Genomic DNA, 14175 nt, shown 5'->3' with positions numbered 1-14175 from the left:
ATTAAACGCTATAAATGGTATGTAAATCTTGGCGATGCAGCAGCTCCGCCAGTTCAGGTAATTGCAGCGGCTCTAGATCCAATACATCGAGGATGGCGCTTTGCTGGCTTTGCCACTCAGGATCTTGATGAACAGAGAACAATTGTCGGCTTTCACCACTAAAATACTCTGCAATCTTTAACAGCGCAAAACGTTGCTGTTCGGCTGGGTTTTCAGTTGCTAGGATTAGAGGCGTGCTGTGGTGATAAGCAATCACATTGCACAACATGTCTGACAGCCCCCAAGATTCGGCAATCAAATAACCTAATACTTCATGGCTGGTGTGAAAACGTGGCTCTTCAATTTCACTATAGTGTTGTTGCTGTTGCAGGCCTTGCTGCATGATTGCGGCATAGTCATTGCGCTGTTGGCTAATTAAGGCCATGCCGGCATTGCGAAACAAACCCAGTGAATAGCAATCATCTTGGACGTGTTGGCTAAAATTCAATTGTTTGGCGAGTGTCATGGCAATATTGGCAGTGTGCAAGGCGTTATTCCAGAGCCTTTGATTAAAAGCATCTTGGCGCCCTTCTTCCAAAGTAAAGCGTAATAACACACTGCGTGCCAACATGATCACGCGGTTTAAGCCCAGGTAGCGGCAGGCTTGCTCTATCGAGGTGATTTTATTTTTCAGCCCAAAAAAGGCAGAGTTGACTACTTTTAAAGTAAAACCCGCAGTACCGATATCCAGTGCGATTAGGGCTGCAATACGATTCAGATCAGGATCCTGACTGCTGAGTTGTTTTTGAATATGCTGCAAAATTTGCGGCTGCGGTGGAATGGTGAAACCTTGTAAGGCTTGCTCAATTAAGCCCATATTGATTGCTTGTACCATGCCGCTACTCCGCGTGCTTGTTAAAACGGTTTAATGTTGCTGTTATGAATCGAGGTAAGGGCGACCAAGCATCAATTGCTGTGCTAGTTGTTGTTCAGTTTGCTGCTCTGTGAGTTGCAAATCATTAAACTGCACATCAAATTGCAATAATTCGTCATCCGGTAAATTCACTGCAACCAGTTTATCGGGTACCTGACCGACCTGACGATAAGCATTAATCGCAACTTGAGCCGCTTGTTCCATTAATACTAAGAATTGACCTAACGGGTATTCCTGAAAAATAGCGGCATCAACATGTGCCCAACCTAATAAATCGCCGCTGATACTGCCATCAGCATGATCCGTAAATAGCATAGACACTGCAGCACACTCGGGGTTTTCACCCGGTTGAAATTGTTCTACATCGTCGGAAGAAAATAATAAAACATAGCCAAATCCTGGGCAGCCTTCTGCATCCATTTCGTCGAACGAGGCATCGTACAACAAGAATAAGCGATTATCAGACATGGCACCTTCCAGACAATTCAACAAAGCGCACATTGTACCTTAGCCTGCGCTTGTGCTAAAGCCCTGTCTGAAAATCAACACCTAACTAAAATCTGCTGTTAAAGGGACGGGCATTTCTAAGAGCATTGCCAGTAAATTAGTCATCGCTTGTTCTGCGTCACTAAAGTGTTTATCGGCAGCGATAGTAACAAGCACGGCTTGCCATAGTTGTTGTTTAACTTTGGGAGCAGCGTCGATCAGCATAGGTAAGGCAGCCGTTAGTGCCTGGTAGTCGGTGACGGGTTTTGCCGGTACCTTGGGCAAAGTCAGTTGCTGCCAAGCGGCTTGCCACGCGGGTTCGGCTTGCTCAGGCCCAGCGCAGTCAGCTAGTGCGCTGAATAAGAGTGTTAATTGGGGCTGTAACTGCGCCAAACTGTGCGAATGCGCGCGATGATGGACGTCTTTAGCGCTAAACTGACTGGCGACAGTATGCTGAATAAAATTTAAACATAGCCAAGCTTGTAAGCTGGGGTTGTTGGCGGTTAATTGTTGCAACAGCGCTGAAAATTGCTGAAACTCGCTGGCGCTAAGTTGTTTCAGTGTAGGGATGGTCAGTTGCAGTAATTGCACCTGTTGCGCCAGTGGTAAACGGCTAACCTCATCGGCCAGTTGATCCACTTGTTGTAAAAGGGTGGGTGAGCCTTGGTTTTTAATCATAGCTAATTGTGTAGCCAATTGCTCTGGGGTCAGTAACATGGCACAAACAATGGCTTTAGCGGGTAATAGCTGATGACTACTTTGGCTTAATAGCAACGGCAGGGCAGCGAGCATGCTCTGACGCGCGGATAATGCTGGCGAGTCGCTCGTGGTTTGTTCTGCACTGGTTTTTTTGGGGCTCGTTGTTGCCGCGAAACGACCATTCCAAGTGGGATCTAAACGTTGGATACGTTTTGCTAAAGGCGGATGAGTGGCAAAGATACTAGTCCAGCGACTCAGTGCTTCGCCAAAAAAGAGATGGCTCATTTCATCCGCGTTCGGGTGGTTAATTTTTGAGCCTGCTTGATAGCCGCCAATCCGTTTCAAGGCGCCACTGATACCCAAAGGGTTCCGGCTAAATTGAACCGCAGAAGCATCCGCTAAATATTCGCGTTGTCTACTTACCGCAGCCTTAATTAAATTACCAAAAAATGAACCTAGATAGCCGATCACCACTAAACCAATGCCAAACAGTAATAAGCCACCAGCATTCTTATTGCGTGTGCGGCTACTCATCAGTGCGCTGCTACCGCGACCAGAGCGTAATAAATAATAGCCAATATGACCAATAAACAAGATGCCATTTAAAATGGCAATCAAGCGGATATTCATCCGCATATCACCATTTAAAATATGACTAAATTCATGCGCGATAACGCCTTGTAATTCGTCTCGGCTTAGTTGTTGCAAGCTACCTTGGGTGATACCAATCACCGCGTCAGACTGGCTGTAACCGGCGGCAAAGGCATTGATACCGCTTTCAGGTAGCAAATAAACGGGGGGAACAGGCAAATTAGCCGCCAGGGCCATTTCTTCTACTACATTCAGTAAACGGCGCTCTGCACTATCGGCGGTATCAGGGGTTACCCGAATACCACCTAGCGCCTCGGCAATAGTGCGGCCACCTTGTTTTAGCCGCTGCCACTTAGCCATAATGGCTAAACCGACCACGGCAATGACCACTAAACTGATACTGCTGATCACTTCCCATGGCAGCATAAAGCTGCTTTGTACGTCTTGCACAAAACCTATGCTAATCATCACCAGCAAGTTAGTTAGCACAATCAGTGACAACACCGCCATACCAAAGATCACCACCAACAAACGGGTATTGCGACGTGCTAAATCTTGCTGCTGAAAAAAGTTTGTCGCCATTATTTAAAAGCTAACTTTCGGTGCCGCTTGAATGGCTGCGCTATCAGCAAACTCTAATAACATCGCATCTTTGCTATGGCCAAAACTGGCTGCGAAAAACATCGGCGGAAAGCTTTGCTTGTAGCTGTTGTAGTCTGTTACCGCGTCATTAAACGCTTGTCTGGCAAAAGCAATACGATTTTCTGTGCTGGTCAGCTCTTCTGATAATTGCTGCATATTCTCGCTGGCTTTTAAGTCAGGGTAAGCTTCCATCACCATACTAAAGCGCGCCATTGAGCTTTGTAATGCCCCTTCAGCAACAGCCAGTTGGCCAATTGCTCCGGCATCACCTGGATTATTGGCGGCCACTTTTAGCCCCGCTAACGCGGTATTTCTCGCTGCAATCACCGCTTCAAGCGTGTCGCGCTCATGTTTCATGTAGCCTTTCGCGGTTTCGACTAAATTCGGGATTAAATCGTAACGACGTTTCAGCTGCACTTCGATTTGTGCGAAGGCGTTTTGAAAACGATTTCTGAGTTTTACCAGCTGATTAAAGATGCTGATGATGTAAAACACCAGAGCCGCGATCAGCGCTAAAATGATAAGGGGTGCCATAGCCTACTCCAACAATATATTTGGTTTATTGTTAACGAAGGTTTAACTGATTGTCCAGCAGTTCTTCGGTTAATGCGTGTAAAGTTTGTTATCAAGGCTGCTATTCACAAAGCGCTGCGCTATGATAAGGCCTTTTCTGAATGAGGTGAAAATGAGCGATTTTAAACGTATCTCGGTGGCCGAAACTCAACAGCTGATCACGCAGCAAGCCATTATTGCGGATATCCGGGATGAAAACAGTTTTGCTGCCGGTCATATCGAAGGCGCTTATCACTTAACAAATGGCAGTATTGTGCAATTTATGCAGCAGTTTCCGTTTGAGCAGCCCGTGGTTGTGGTGTGTTATCACGGCAATTCTAGCCAAGGTGCCGCGCAATATTTAGCACAACAAGGCTATGAAGAGGTGTATAGCATGGACGGTGGCGTTGCAGCTTGGCGTGCCGAATATCCGGTTGTCACTGATGACAATGCATAAGTTTGTCGCGTTTGAGTCGGCTATTCCTGCGCGTTTATTTGCAGACTATTGCACCAGCAAAGGTTTGCAGGTAGAGCTGGCGCAGGAAGGGCAAACAACCACCTTAGCCGCACCGGCCGAGCAACTGAGCCAAATTGAGCCGTTATTAAAGCAGTTTTTGACTGAACCCGAGCACGCCCGTTATCAAGCCGCCGCTTGGCAACAAAGCCGAACCATAGCAACAAGCGGTAAGCGGCCAAGTTTGCGTTGGTCACAGTTACTGCAATCTCCTGTTACCTCACTCATAGTACTGCTGGTATGCCTGATATATTTATGGCAACAACTCAGTTTTCAAGCGGCCAATAGCGCTCTGATGTTAACAGAGCCAGCGCAAATTTGGCGTTGGATAACACCAATACTGCTGCACTTTTCGCTAACGCACATCGTGTTTAATTTGTGCTGGTGGTTTTTGCTTGGACAAAAAATCGAACAGCGAGCGGGCAGTGCGTTGCTTATTCAATTAACTTTGAGTAGTGCATTATTATCAAATGGTTTGCAGTTGGCGTTAGTTGGTCCTGATTTTGGCGGCTTATCTGGCGTGGTGTATGCACTGTTTGGATATTGTTGGCTGAGTGATAAGTTGGCCGGAAAACACCATTACCCAGTGACCGATGGTTTAGCGGCGTTTATGGTGTTGTGGTTAGCCTTAGGATTTATGGATGTGCTATGGGTTAATATGGCCAATTGGGCACATTTAGGCGGGTTGGCGTGTGGCCTAATTTGGGCTGTATTGCGTCATTCAAAACAGCCCGTGTGAAGCGGGCTTATTGGTAAAGATACTTTGTAAATAAAATATCTTGCACCATGGTTTGGCCGGTTTCCCGTTTCAATACCGCTTTTAACTGTTCAAAAATCTCTAAACGGATTTCTTCACGACCGGTAATTGATTTAATTTTTTGTTCAGGCTGTTTACTTAAAATACCAATAATGGTGTCTAAGATCATCGGCTCGTGATACTCGATGACTGAGAGCATTTCTTTATTTGGCAGCATCAACTCAATGGAGACTCGCACATAGCCTAAACTGCGGCGATTTTCCGAGACAAAATTCGTCACGATATCCGGCTCAAAACCGTAATAAACCACTTCGGTAGTTGTTTGTTGCGCCGCTGCATTACCAGACAGCAACAGGGCGAAGCATAGACTTTGCAGAATTGATTTCAAAGGCAGAAATTCCGTAACCGTAAAGAGATAACGTTTTTTAATAATATCAGCAGATCCTGAAATTACCTAGTGCACGGGCAATTTGAGCTGAAAAAAATTTAAGCAGTTGCTATGATGCGGCAACTTTTTATAAGGGCTTGATAGCAGAAAACGATGAGTGTTGTTTTATCATTAGAAGAGGCTTGGCAGCATGCGGCCACGTCGCTTTTACCCACATCTTTAGCGCCTTGGCTGTTAGAGTCGGGTTCTTTAACCGCCAGATTAAAAGCGCATAGTACGTCTTTTCGCTTACAAGTTATTGCCGAGACTGCTGCTGAACTGCCGCATTTTCTTCAAGCGAGTTTTCCAAAGCCAGTGCAGCAGTGCGTGTGCCGAGAAGTGTTAATGTGGTGTAACGAACAACCTGTCGTTTATGCTCAAAGCTGGTTACCGGAGCAAAGTATGCAGCACATCCAAGCCTTAGTTGCGCTAGGCGAACAGCCGCTGGGCGAGTTGCTATTTCAATTTGATGATGTCAGCAGAAGCGCTATTGAAGTCGCACAATTAGCCTTAACTAAAGGTTTTGCTGGCGTGGCACCGGGGTATTTTTGGGCGCGACGCTCGGTATTTTCAGTAGCAGAGCAACCGTTATTGGTTGCAGAAGTCTTTTTGCCCGGGGTACTAAATTTATGAGTTGGCAGTTACGTTGGCAGCAGCGGGCTTTTTATAGCCAGTTAATGCGACTAGATAAACCTATTGGTATTTATTTGCTGCTATGGCCAACATGGTGGGCGCTGTGGCTCGCAGCCGAAGGTATACCGTCTTTTAGCATGTGGCTGGTTTTTACATTAGGGGTGATTTTAATGCGCTCAGCCGGTTGCGTGATTAATGATTATGCTGATCGTAAAGTCGATGGTCAGGTAGAACGCACGAAAAACCGACCACTTGCAACTGGCGCGGTCACCGCCCGCGAAGCGTTACAATTGTTTGTAGTACTGCTGGTGCTGGCGGCTAGCTTATTGCTGTTTCTCAATAGGGCCACCCAATTATTGGCATTAGTGGCCGTGCTACTGGCCAGTTGTTACCCCTTTATGAAGCGCTACACTCATTTACCGCAAGTGGTTTTAGGTGCGGCTTACAGTTGGGGTATTCCGATGGCATTTATGGCCTATCAGGGCGAGATCCCCGGTTATGCTTGGGCGTTGTATTTAGCCAATTTATGTTGGACAGTGGCTTATGATACCTACTATGCGCTGGTCGATCGGCCAGACGATTTACAGATTGGCGTAAAATCTACTGCGATTTTGTTTGGTGCCTTCGCGTTACCGATTATTGCCGTGCTGCAACTGATCTTCTTAAGCCTATTAAGCTGGATTGGCTGGCAATTATTATTAGGCTGGCCGTATTATCTGGCTATTGTTGCTACGCTACCGGCTTTTGCTTACCAGCACTGGTTAGCGTATAACAGCAGGCAAGGTGCTTTTAAAGCCTTTTTACATAACCACTATGTGGGTTTAATTATTTTTATTGGGCTTTTTGTGAGCTTTGCTCAATAGAGCCTAGGGGGATTTGCATGAAAGCATGGTTACTGAGTTTCTGTTTGTTATTAACCAGTTGTGCCGCGACAACGCAGACGACACTGCTGACTTTTCCCGCTGCGCGTTTGCAATTAGACTCGGTAACTGTGCCGGTGCAGTTGGCCAATACCCCTACGTTGCGCGCCCAGGGTTTGATGTTTCAACAACAGGCTGAACCCGGTATGTTGCTTCTTTATACCGAGCCACAAGCAATCAGTTTATGGATGCGCAACACAAGCATGCCGTTGGATGTTGCCTTTATTACCGAAGATTGGACTATCCACCATATTCGTCAGCTGCAACCATTTGATGAAACGCCGGTACCCTCTGAGATTGCCATTATTGCGGCATTAGAAATGCCGCAAGGTTGGTTTGCTGCACAAAACCTAGGTAAAGGTACTCCTGTACGTTTACTGGCCGCAGAAGCAAAACCTTAAATGTTAATTAGGCGGATCAATGTGTCCTTGCAGGCTATTATTGCGTCTAAACCAACCGGCAATACTGTAACGCTCGTCTACGGCCGGTAATACTTGATGCGGGAAACGCTCGCTTTCGAACAAAATTAAACTGCCTGCCGTTGGCACAATACTACTGATAAGTTGACCCTCTTCGCTAAACAGTTGTAGCTCGCCACCTTGGCCGACCGTATTCAAATAGCTTACGGTGGTCAGCACCCGGTTAGAGCGGCCGCGGAATGCATCAAGGTGTTTGTGATAAAAGTCGCCTTGGCTATAACGCGCATAGTGACACTCAAAATCAAATAACCCTAAAAAAAATGCCCGATTAAACGCCTGTTGTAGGGCTTGCATTAATTGCAGGTACTGTTGTTGCGCGGTGCTTTGCCCATCAAACCACGCCGTTTTATCACGCCGAATGTCTGCGTTGATGCTATGCGCTTGCTGTCGTCCTACGCCCGCATGCTGCAACTGTTGTTGCTGCAAATCCGCTAATAGCGCTTGATTTAAAGCCGCAGGCACAAATTGAGGGGCTAATACCCATCCCTGTTGGTTAAATTTGTCCAATAAGGGGGCAAATTGCGCAGGGTCAATGCTGAACATGATGAATCTTCTTGGCAAGAGTAACGGGGCGCTAGTTTGCCATAGTACTGAGCCAGACGGTAGTTATTGGCGTATGCTTAAGCAAGGTTTATCAGGAGATCCGATATGCGTATTTGTATCATGGCGGCCGCGTTATTGCTGGCCGGTTGTAGTCAGTCGGTGCAGCAGTATCAAGCCGAAACACCCAAACTTTCGTTAAAAGAATTTTTCTTAGGCAGTGGCAAGGCTTATGGGGTACTGCACGATTGGCGCGGTAAGCAAACATTACGCTTTACTGCAGACTTGTGCGGTGAGTGGCAGGGTGATAAAGGTGACTTATATGAAGTCTTTTATTTTAGCGATGGCCGAGTTGAGCAGCGGCATTGGCAGTTAACGCAATTTGCCGATGGTCGCATAACCGGTTCTGCAGGGGATGTAGTGGGTGCAGCCAATGGCCAGTTGGCCGGTAATAGCTTGTATTGGCAGTATGTATTGCGCATTCCGTATAACGGTGATGAATTAGATGTTACGGTTAAAGATTGGTTGTACTTGGTGGATCAACAAAACCTGATTAACCGCACAACAATGCATAAGTTTGGAATTAAGGTGGCGGAATTAACCTTGTCTATTCAACAGCTAAATCCGCAAGCCAGTTGCAGTAACCTCAAACAGCAGGTTGCTGAACTGGCCAGTAAAAGCTAAAGCAGCTAGCGCGCCGCTTAGCGGCGCGGTTGTGGGAACTTGTCGAAAATGTTCGCAACAACTTGAGCCATTGCTTGGCGTGGCTCTTCTAAATCTTGTCTTTTTAACACGCCTTCAGCAACCCCTTCCCACACCAATTGCTTACGTGCCGCATCAACCACGTCGATATTGACGGTGCCAATTTTGTAACGCACGGTTTCTACTTCTTTTTGATAGTAAGGAAACGGGCTGTAAAAACCACGACGGTAGTGGTAATAGCTATAAGGCGCAAGCGCGGTAGAAGTGGTGGTGCGAATATCAGTGCGTTGCTCTACGTTCGAATTGAAATTGACTAATAACTGCGGGCTTTCTTCAGAAAAGCGATAACCTCGTGCGGTCATTTCAGCTGTGACCGCGGCTTTCAGATGTTGTGTCACCAGCGAAGTATAACCGCCCCGGTCAGTGGCTAACTCGGTCATAAAGCCAAAGGTTTGGTAATTAGCCAGGTTGGCATCGGGGGCTTGATCTGAGCGTACGGTAGGGCCAGTCGCGCAGGCACTAAGGAGCAGCAAACTGCCCGCTGTTACTAAAGTACGCCACATGGTTGAAAAAGATTGTCTGTTCATAAACACCTGCTTACCGTTACTGATACAAAGTATTTTACTGCAAAATGCCCAAGTGCGATCAGCACTTAGCATCGACTGGATCTGGCATTATCTGCACAGGGTATGACTGTTAAAACTACTTAAAGGTTCCTATTATAGCGAATTGCGCCATAATACTGAGCCATAGTTATCATACACTGCGCCGACCTTGGCGTAAGGCATGGTGCAAAAATATTTCGAGGCCAACATGCGGTCAGTGTAAATAGTCGAATATTCTCGCCGATGCTTGCAACATCGATCGCTAACATTAGGCTATAATCGACAACTCACTTAACCACGCTGTCTTTGTCAGTACCCTTAGCAGGATCTTTATGAATCAAAAAGCGAATAACTTTCAATTAATGCGCGAATTATCGTTATATCAACAAGCCGCGATTGCCGCGACGTTAATGGAAAGAATGTTACCGAACTATCAGTTGTTTGCTGAAGTAAGCGAGTTTGGTGACAGCAAGTTGTTACGCAATATTTTAGATCTGTGCTGGGAATGGTTAACGGTAAAAAAAGTTAAAATTAACTTTGAGCGTTTAGCACAAGAGCTCGAGTTGGTGACGCCAGAAGTGAATCATTTTGATATGTTCGGTGTTTATCCGGCGGTTGATTGCGCCACGGCGTTAGATATGATGTTAAATGGTATTTGTCAGCTAGATGCCGCAGAGTTTCTCAATGTCGCTAAAATTTCGCAAGCGACAGTGGCGCGTTTAATTGAATACAACACGGTTGATGAAGATATTACTACCGAAGCCGAGTTGAAGAAGATTGTGCGTGAAGATCCGCTAATGTGCTATGAAATGGAGTGTTTAGCTGAGCTTATCGCGTTAGTAACACCGATGACCGTGATAGGTCGTGAGCAAATGCAAAGCCTTAAGGCCTGGGTAAAAGAGCAGGGGCTGACCAACTTAGCAATGGAATTGCCCCAAAACCCGTCATCAGCCTCTTAACCATAAGCGATACGCTAACTGACCGGCGATATTCTCTTTTAATAAGCGCCAATTCGCCGGTATGCTTTCTAATGTCAGTTCCTTTTCTGTTTCCAGATAAATCAGCGCATTTTCAGCCAACCAACCTTGTTGTTCTAATGCTGCACAGCATGGCTGCGCTAAATTCTGGCGAAAGGGTGGGTCAATCAACACTAAATTATATTGGCGTAGCGCCGGGCGCTGTAACCACAATAAACAATCTTGATTTAACACCTCAGCGTTGCTGGCGTCGAGCTGGCGTAAATGCTGCTGTAATTGTTTAGCCAAGTTGGGCGCCTTTTCAACTAAGGTTACAAAGGCCGCATGCCGCGATAGGGCTTCTAAACCTAAACTGCCACTGCCGGCGAAACAATCTAGCACAGTGCTTTGTGCAGTATCGTGCATCAACCAGTTAAATAGCGTTTCTTTTACGCGATCGGTGGTTGGGCGCAAACCCAGAGCATCGGCTACCGGCAGCTTTTTACCGCGCCATTTGCCACTGATAATTCTGACAAAGCCAGGTTGTGCTGCCTTAGCCGCATGCGTTTTCAGTTGTTTCATCTATTGCATTTTGCCTTGCTGATAAAGGTGTTAGTATAAAGCCAATTTTATCCTAGTTTTCCGACTCTGACACAAAAGCATATGACAAAACAAAATAAACTCTTCTCCTGGTTAGGTTTTGGTAAGAAAAATAACCCACCGGCCGATGCCCCTGCCGCTGATACCACCTTAAACGATGCAACGCCTACGGCAGTTGAACCTGCTGCTGAGCCTTTCTTAACGCCCACCCAGCCTAACGCCGATAACGCACCAGAGACGGCTGCTGCAGAGCCTGCCGTAACGGATGCCACTCCAGCATCTGATGTGCAAGTACTGTCAGAACCCACTGCTGTGACGGCGGCGTTAAAACCAGCAGAGAGCGTCGCAGAGCCAACGCCTGTCGAAGCCGCTCCTGTAAAATCTGCCGAGGTTGAGCAAGCCGCCACTAAACCTCAAGCCGAGGTGGAGACTTCAAGCCAGCATGCTGCAGTTTCATCTGATGTTGCAGTCAGCGCTGAAAACAATGCAGAGCCCATCGCTGCCGCACAGACACAGAAAAAACCGGGCTTTTTCACACGCTTAAAACAAGGCTTAGCAAAAACCAGCCAAAACCTCGGCGCCGGTTTAGCGGGTTTGTTTGTCGGTAAGAAAATCGATGAAGAGTTGTACGAAGAATTAGAAACGCAGCTATTACTGGCTGATGTGGGCATGGACACGACACAAAAGCTGATTAAACAACTCACTACACATGCCGATCGCAAAGCATTAAAAGATGCGGGTTTATTATTTGATAAACTGCAACTGGATATGGCAACGTTATTACACGATGTGGAACAGCCTTTAATCCCAGAAAACAGCAGTGGCCCCTTTGTTATTTTAATGGTTGGCGTTAACGGTGTGGGTAAAACCACCACTATCGGAAAAATGGCACAGCAATTTAAACAGCAAGGTAAGAGCGTAATGTTAGCCGCCGGTGATACCTTTCGCGCCGCTGCGGTAGAGCAATTGCAAGTGTGGGGAGAGCGTAACAAGATCCCCGTTATTGCACAGCATACCGGTGCCGACAGTGCCTCTGTTATTTTTGATGCTTATCAAGCGGCTAAAGCGCGTAAAGTGGATATTTTAATCGCTGATACCGCAGGGCGTTTACAAAATAAAGCGCACTTAATGGAAGAGTTGAAGAAAATCGTACGCGTGCTGCAAAAAATTGATGTGCAGGCACCACATGAAGTGATGCTAACGTTAGATGCTGGCACCGGCCAAAATGCGCTAAGCCAAGCCAAGTTATTTAATGAGGCTGTGCCGCTAACGGGCATTAGTTTAACTAAGCTAGATGGCACAGCCAAAGGCGGGGTGATTTTCGCAATTGCGGATCAGTTTAAAGTGCCGATCCGTTTTATCGGTGTAGGCGAAGCCATTGATGACTTGCGGCAGTTTGCAGCTAAAGATTTTATCCGGGCGTTATTTAATAAGGACTAAACCGCATGTTGCAGTTTGATCATGTCAGCAAAAGTTATCCCGGCGGTTTTGTGGCGCTTGAGCGTATCAATTTCCGCATCGCCAAAGGCGAAATGGTGTTTTTAACTGGCCATTCTGGTGCGGGTAAAAGTACCATTTTAAAGCTGATTAGCATGATCGAGCGCCCTAGCACCGGGCGGGTAATGATCAATAATATTGATTTAAGCCGTTTAAAGCGTAGCCAAGTTCCATATGTTCGCCGCGATGTAGGTATTATTTTCCAGAACCACCGCTTATTAATGAATCATACCGTTTTTGATAATGTCGCCTTACCCTTAGTCATTGAAGGCTTTACAGGCAAAGAGATGGTTAAACGTGTGCATGCTGCTCTCGATAAAGTAGGGCTGTTAGATAAGCAACGTTGTTTGCCTGAAACCTTATCAGGCGGTGAGCAACAACGTGTCGGCATTGCTCGGGCGGTAGTAAATAAGCCGCCGCTGTTACTCGCAGACGAGCCTACCGGTAACCTTGATCCCGAATTATCACGCGATATTATGCAAGTCTTTGAAGCCTTTAATCAGGTTGGTGTGTCTGTATTGGTAGCAACCCACGATTTGGGGCTGATTGCGCGAATGCGTTATCGTACTTTGACCTTAAAGCAAGGGCGCATGATCAACGATGATCTGAACCCAACGAGGATTCAAGTATGAGTATTTTGTTCAGTGGCCGCGCTACGGGAGCGAAGGCTAACCGTATTAGCTTGGTGCGCCGTTTTCTGATGTTTTTTGTGCATCATATCCGCCAAGCTTTAAGTAGCTTAGGTGAGTTATGGCGTACGCCTGCGGCCTCGTTTTTAACCATTATTGTGCTGGGGCTCAGTTTAACCTTACCGGTTACGTTGCACTTATTGGTCAAGAACGCCCAGCAAATCAGTAATAGCTTTGCTAAAGCTGCTGAAATTAATTTATTTATTCGGGAGGACGCATCGGCGGCGCAAATTCAAAGCCTGCAAACTATTTTAAAAGCCGATCCACAGATCACCGCGGTTAGGCATATCAATAAAGCCGATGCGATGGCTGAATTTCAAGCCGCTTCTAGCTTTGGTGAAGCCCTGAATTACCTCACAGAAAATCCGTTGCCAGATGTGTTAGTGGTTATGCCCGCGAACACTGAGCCTGCGGCAGCGCGGGCCTTAATGCAACAATTAGCGGCTGAGCGCATCGTTGAGTTCGCTAAACTGGATTTGGAGTGGCTAACCCGCTTAGAAGCGGTGGTGCGCTTGATGCAGCAAGCCGTGATTGCCATCGCATTATTATTACTCAGCGCAGTTCTGTTTATTGTGAGTAATACTATTCGTTTATCGATTATCAGCAAACAAGCTGAAATTGAAGTGATGAAATTGGTCGGCGCCACTGATAGTTTTATTCAGCGCCCTTTTTTATACACGGGTTTATGGTTTGGCGTGCTAGGCGGATTATTAGCGTTTTTGGTGTCTGAAACCTTGCTTTGGGGGTTACGGGGAGCCATCAGTGATATCACCAGTCTTTATCAGAGCGACTTTCAATTACAGGCGATGAATCTATACGAATTTTTCGGTGTTATTTTACTGGCGGTATCCTTAGGTGTTGGCGGTTCTTACCTTTCGGTACGCCGACATATTCGGGCGATTGAGCCATCTGGCCCATAGTACTAAAAGTGCTTAAAAAGTTATTAGTTATAAAAAGCAGATCTTAAAAAAGC

Annotated in this window: 18 protein-coding genes; 10 read left to right on the top strand and 8 right to left on the bottom strand. The window is 46.5% G+C overall.

The genetic code is table 11. From position 1 onward, the window contains the following. Nucleotide 1: 1 nt before the first annotated feature. The 4 genes from ORJ01_RS05210 to ORJ01_RS05195 all read right to left on the bottom strand — a co-directional run bounded on the left by ORJ01_RS05210 (nt 2) and on the right by ORJ01_RS05195 (nt 3865). The gene (locus tag ORJ01_RS05210) at nt 2-874 is read right to left on the bottom strand and encodes an HDOD domain-containing protein (protein WP_306177179.1); all 873 of its coding nucleotides are present in this window, start codon (nt 872-874) and stop codon (nt 2-4) included. Between the two features lie 42 nt (nt 875-916). After that, nucleotides 917-1381: a hypothetical protein gene (locus ORJ01_RS05205; RefSeq protein WP_306177178.1), complete on the bottom strand. Its 465-nt coding sequence runs from the start codon at nt 1379-1381 to the stop codon at nt 917-919. Nucleotides 1382-1462: 81 nt separating this feature from the next. Beyond that, nucleotides 1463-3271 (bottom strand): M48 family metallopeptidase, encoded by a 1809-nt coding sequence (locus ORJ01_RS05200; protein WP_306177177.1) that lies wholly within the window; start codon nt 3269-3271, stop codon nt 1463-1465. Nucleotides 3272-3274: 3 nt separating this feature from the next. After that, nucleotides 3275-3865, bottom strand: a complete 591-nt coding sequence (locus ORJ01_RS05195) for a LemA family protein (RefSeq protein WP_306177176.1) — start codon at nt 3863-3865, stop codon at nt 3275-3277. A gap of 151 nt (nt 3866-4016) precedes the next feature. Between ORJ01_RS05195 and glpE the strand changes: the two genes are divergently transcribed. Both glpE and glpG read left to right on the top strand, forming a co-directional pair. Continuing rightward, nucleotides 4017-4340: a thiosulfate sulfurtransferase GlpE gene (gene glpE, locus ORJ01_RS05190; protein WP_226749409.1), complete on the top strand. Its 324-nt coding sequence runs from the start codon at nt 4017-4019 to the stop codon at nt 4338-4340. Continuing rightward, the gene (glpG, locus tag ORJ01_RS05185) at nt 4327-5136 is read left to right on the top strand and encodes a rhomboid family intramembrane serine protease GlpG (protein WP_226749410.1); all 810 of its coding nucleotides are present in this window, start codon (nt 4327-4329) and stop codon (nt 5134-5136) included. The genes glpE and glpG overlap by 14 nt, the downstream gene beginning before the upstream one ends. Before the next feature lie 7 nt (nt 5137-5143). On the opposite strand, the gene ORJ01_RS05180 is transcribed toward glpG, so the two are convergent. Beyond that, nucleotides 5144-5542: a flagellar basal body-associated protein FliL gene (locus ORJ01_RS05180; protein ID WP_306177175.1), complete on the bottom strand. Its 399-nt coding sequence runs from the start codon at nt 5540-5542 to the stop codon at nt 5144-5146. A gap of 153 nt (nt 5543-5695) precedes the next feature. Between ORJ01_RS05180 and ORJ01_RS05175 the strand changes: the two genes are divergently transcribed. Genes ORJ01_RS05175 through ORJ01_RS05165 form a run of 3 tightly spaced genes read left to right on the top strand, consistent with a single transcriptional unit; the run spans nt 5696 to nt 7535 of the window. Continuing rightward, nucleotides 5696-6214, top strand: a complete 519-nt coding sequence (locus ORJ01_RS05175) for a chorismate lyase (protein WP_306177174.1) — start codon at nt 5696-5698, stop codon at nt 6212-6214. After that, nucleotides 6211-7077: a 4-hydroxybenzoate octaprenyltransferase gene (ubiA, locus tag ORJ01_RS05170; RefSeq protein ID WP_306177173.1), complete on the top strand. Its 867-nt coding sequence runs from the start codon at nt 6211-6213 to the stop codon at nt 7075-7077. The genes ORJ01_RS05175 and ubiA overlap by 4 nt, the downstream gene beginning before the upstream one ends. A gap of 17 nt (nt 7078-7094) precedes the next feature. Continuing rightward, nucleotides 7095-7535, top strand: a complete 441-nt coding sequence (locus ORJ01_RS05165; RefSeq protein WP_306177172.1) for a DUF192 domain-containing protein — start codon at nt 7095-7097, stop codon at nt 7533-7535. Nucleotides 7536-7538: 3 nt separating this feature from the next. Here the strand turns inward: ORJ01_RS05165 and ORJ01_RS05160 are convergent, their stop codons facing one another. Then, complete coding sequence (locus tag ORJ01_RS05160; RefSeq protein WP_306177171.1) at nt 7539-8156, bottom strand: 2OG-Fe(II) oxygenase; 618 nt, start codon at nt 8154-8156, stop codon at nt 7539-7541. A gap of 105 nt (nt 8157-8261) precedes the next feature. Between ORJ01_RS05160 and ORJ01_RS05155 the strand changes: the two genes are divergently transcribed. Beyond that, nucleotides 8262-8837: a DUF3833 domain-containing protein gene (locus ORJ01_RS05155; protein ID WP_226749416.1), complete on the top strand. Its 576-nt coding sequence runs from the start codon at nt 8262-8264 to the stop codon at nt 8835-8837. A gap of 17 nt (nt 8838-8854) precedes the next feature. On the opposite strand, the gene ORJ01_RS05150 is transcribed toward ORJ01_RS05155, so the two are convergent. After that, nucleotides 8855-9442, bottom strand: coding sequence for a DUF4136 domain-containing protein (locus ORJ01_RS05150; protein ID WP_306177170.1), 588 nt, complete (start codon nt 9440-9442; stop codon nt 8855-8857). 350 nt (nt 9443-9792) lie between these two features. On the opposite strand from ORJ01_RS05150, the gene ORJ01_RS05145 reads away from it, so the two are divergent. Continuing rightward, entirely contained in the window at nt 9793-10419 is a 627-nt protein-coding gene (locus ORJ01_RS05145) for a YjaG family protein (protein ID WP_306177169.1), read from the top strand. On the opposite strand, the gene rsmD is transcribed toward ORJ01_RS05145, so the two are convergent. Further along, the gene (gene rsmD, locus ORJ01_RS05140) at nt 10408-10998 is read right to left on the bottom strand and encodes a 16S rRNA (guanine(966)-N(2))-methyltransferase RsmD (protein ID WP_226749419.1); all 591 of its coding nucleotides are present in this window, start codon (nt 10996-10998) and stop codon (nt 10408-10410) included. The two genes, ORJ01_RS05145 and rsmD, sit on opposite strands and share 12 nt — an antisense overlap. A gap of 81 nt (nt 10999-11079) precedes the next feature. Between rsmD and ftsY the strand changes: the two genes are divergently transcribed. From ftsY to ftsX, 3 genes are read left to right on the top strand one after another with little or no spacing between them, the layout of a single operon-like run. Continuing rightward, the gene (gene ftsY / locus ORJ01_RS05135) at nt 11080-12456 is read left to right on the top strand and encodes a signal recognition particle-docking protein FtsY (protein WP_306177168.1); all 1377 of its coding nucleotides are present in this window, start codon (nt 11080-11082) and stop codon (nt 12454-12456) included. A 5-nt stretch (nt 12457-12461) separates the two neighbouring features. Further along, a complete protein-coding gene (gene ftsE / locus ORJ01_RS05130) occupies nt 12462-13145 on the top strand; it encodes a cell division ATP-binding protein FtsE (protein ID WP_226749421.1) in 684 nt (227 codons plus the stop codon). Beyond that, a complete protein-coding gene (ftsX, locus tag ORJ01_RS05125; RefSeq protein WP_226749422.1) occupies nt 13142-14122 on the top strand; it encodes a permease-like cell division protein FtsX in 981 nt (326 codons plus the stop codon). Before ftsE ends, ftsX begins: the two co-directional genes overlap by 4 nt. Nucleotides 14123-14175: the final 53 nt, after the last annotated feature.

The organism is Alishewanella sp. SMS8 (assembly GCF_030737935.1).
GTDB classification, from domain to species: Bacteria; Pseudomonadota; Gammaproteobacteria; order Enterobacterales; family Alteromonadaceae; genus Alishewanella; species Alishewanella maricola.
This window is presented reverse-complemented; position numbering and strand designations above follow the sequence as displayed.

Excerpts from the sequence above, each read along its gene's own strand:
- ftsE (WP_226749421.1), top strand. The coding sequence starts at position 12,462 with ATGTTGCAGTTTGATCATGTCAGCAAAAGTTATCCCGGCGGTTTTGTG.
- rsmD (WP_226749419.1), bottom strand. The coding sequence starts at position 10,998 with ATGAAACAACTGAAAACGCATGCGGCTAAGGCAGCACAACCTGGCTTT.
- ftsY (WP_306177168.1), top strand. The coding sequence starts at position 11,080 with ATGACAAAACAAAATAAACTCTTCTCCTGGTTAGGTTTTGGTAAGAAA.
- ORJ01_RS05155 (WP_226749416.1), top strand. The coding sequence starts at position 8,262 with ATGCGTATTTGTATCATGGCGGCCGCGTTATTGCTGGCCGGTTGTAGT.
- ubiA (WP_306177173.1), top strand. The coding sequence starts at position 6,211 with ATGAGTTGGCAGTTACGTTGGCAGCAGCGGGCTTTTTATAGCCAGTTA.
- ORJ01_RS05175 (WP_306177174.1), top strand. The coding sequence starts at position 5,696 with ATGAGTGTTGTTTTATCATTAGAAGAGGCTTGGCAGCATGCGGCCACG.
- ORJ01_RS05205 (WP_306177178.1), bottom strand. The coding sequence starts at position 1,381 with ATGTCTGATAATCGCTTATTCTTGTTGTACGATGCCTCGTTCGACGAA.
- ORJ01_RS05165 (WP_306177172.1), top strand. The coding sequence starts at position 7,095 with ATGAAAGCATGGTTACTGAGTTTCTGTTTGTTATTAACCAGTTGTGCC.
- ftsX (WP_226749422.1), top strand. The coding sequence starts at position 13,142 with ATGAGTATTTTGTTCAGTGGCCGCGCTACGGGAGCGAAGGCTAACCGT.
- glpG (WP_226749410.1), top strand. The coding sequence starts at position 4,327 with ATGACAATGCATAAGTTTGTCGCGTTTGAGTCGGCTATTCCTGCGCGT.
- ORJ01_RS05150 (WP_306177170.1), bottom strand. The coding sequence starts at position 9,442 with ATGAACAGACAATCTTTTTCAACCATGTGGCGTACTTTAGTAACAGCG.
- ORJ01_RS05195 (WP_306177176.1), bottom strand. The coding sequence starts at position 3,865 with ATGGCACCCCTTATCATTTTAGCGCTGATCGCGGCTCTGGTGTTTTAC.
- ORJ01_RS05145 (WP_306177169.1), top strand. The coding sequence starts at position 9,793 with ATGAATCAAAAAGCGAATAACTTTCAATTAATGCGCGAATTATCGTTA.
- ORJ01_RS05200 (WP_306177177.1), bottom strand. The coding sequence starts at position 3,271 with ATGGCGACAAACTTTTTTCAGCAGCAAGATTTAGCACGTCGCAATACC.
- glpE (WP_226749409.1), top strand. The coding sequence starts at position 4,017 with ATGAGCGATTTTAAACGTATCTCGGTGGCCGAAACTCAACAGCTGATC.
- ORJ01_RS05210 (WP_306177179.1), bottom strand. The coding sequence starts at position 874 with ATGGTACAAGCAATCAATATGGGCTTAATTGAGCAAGCCTTACAAGGT.
- ORJ01_RS05160 (WP_306177171.1), bottom strand. The coding sequence starts at position 8,156 with ATGTTCAGCATTGACCCTGCGCAATTTGCCCCCTTATTGGACAAATTT.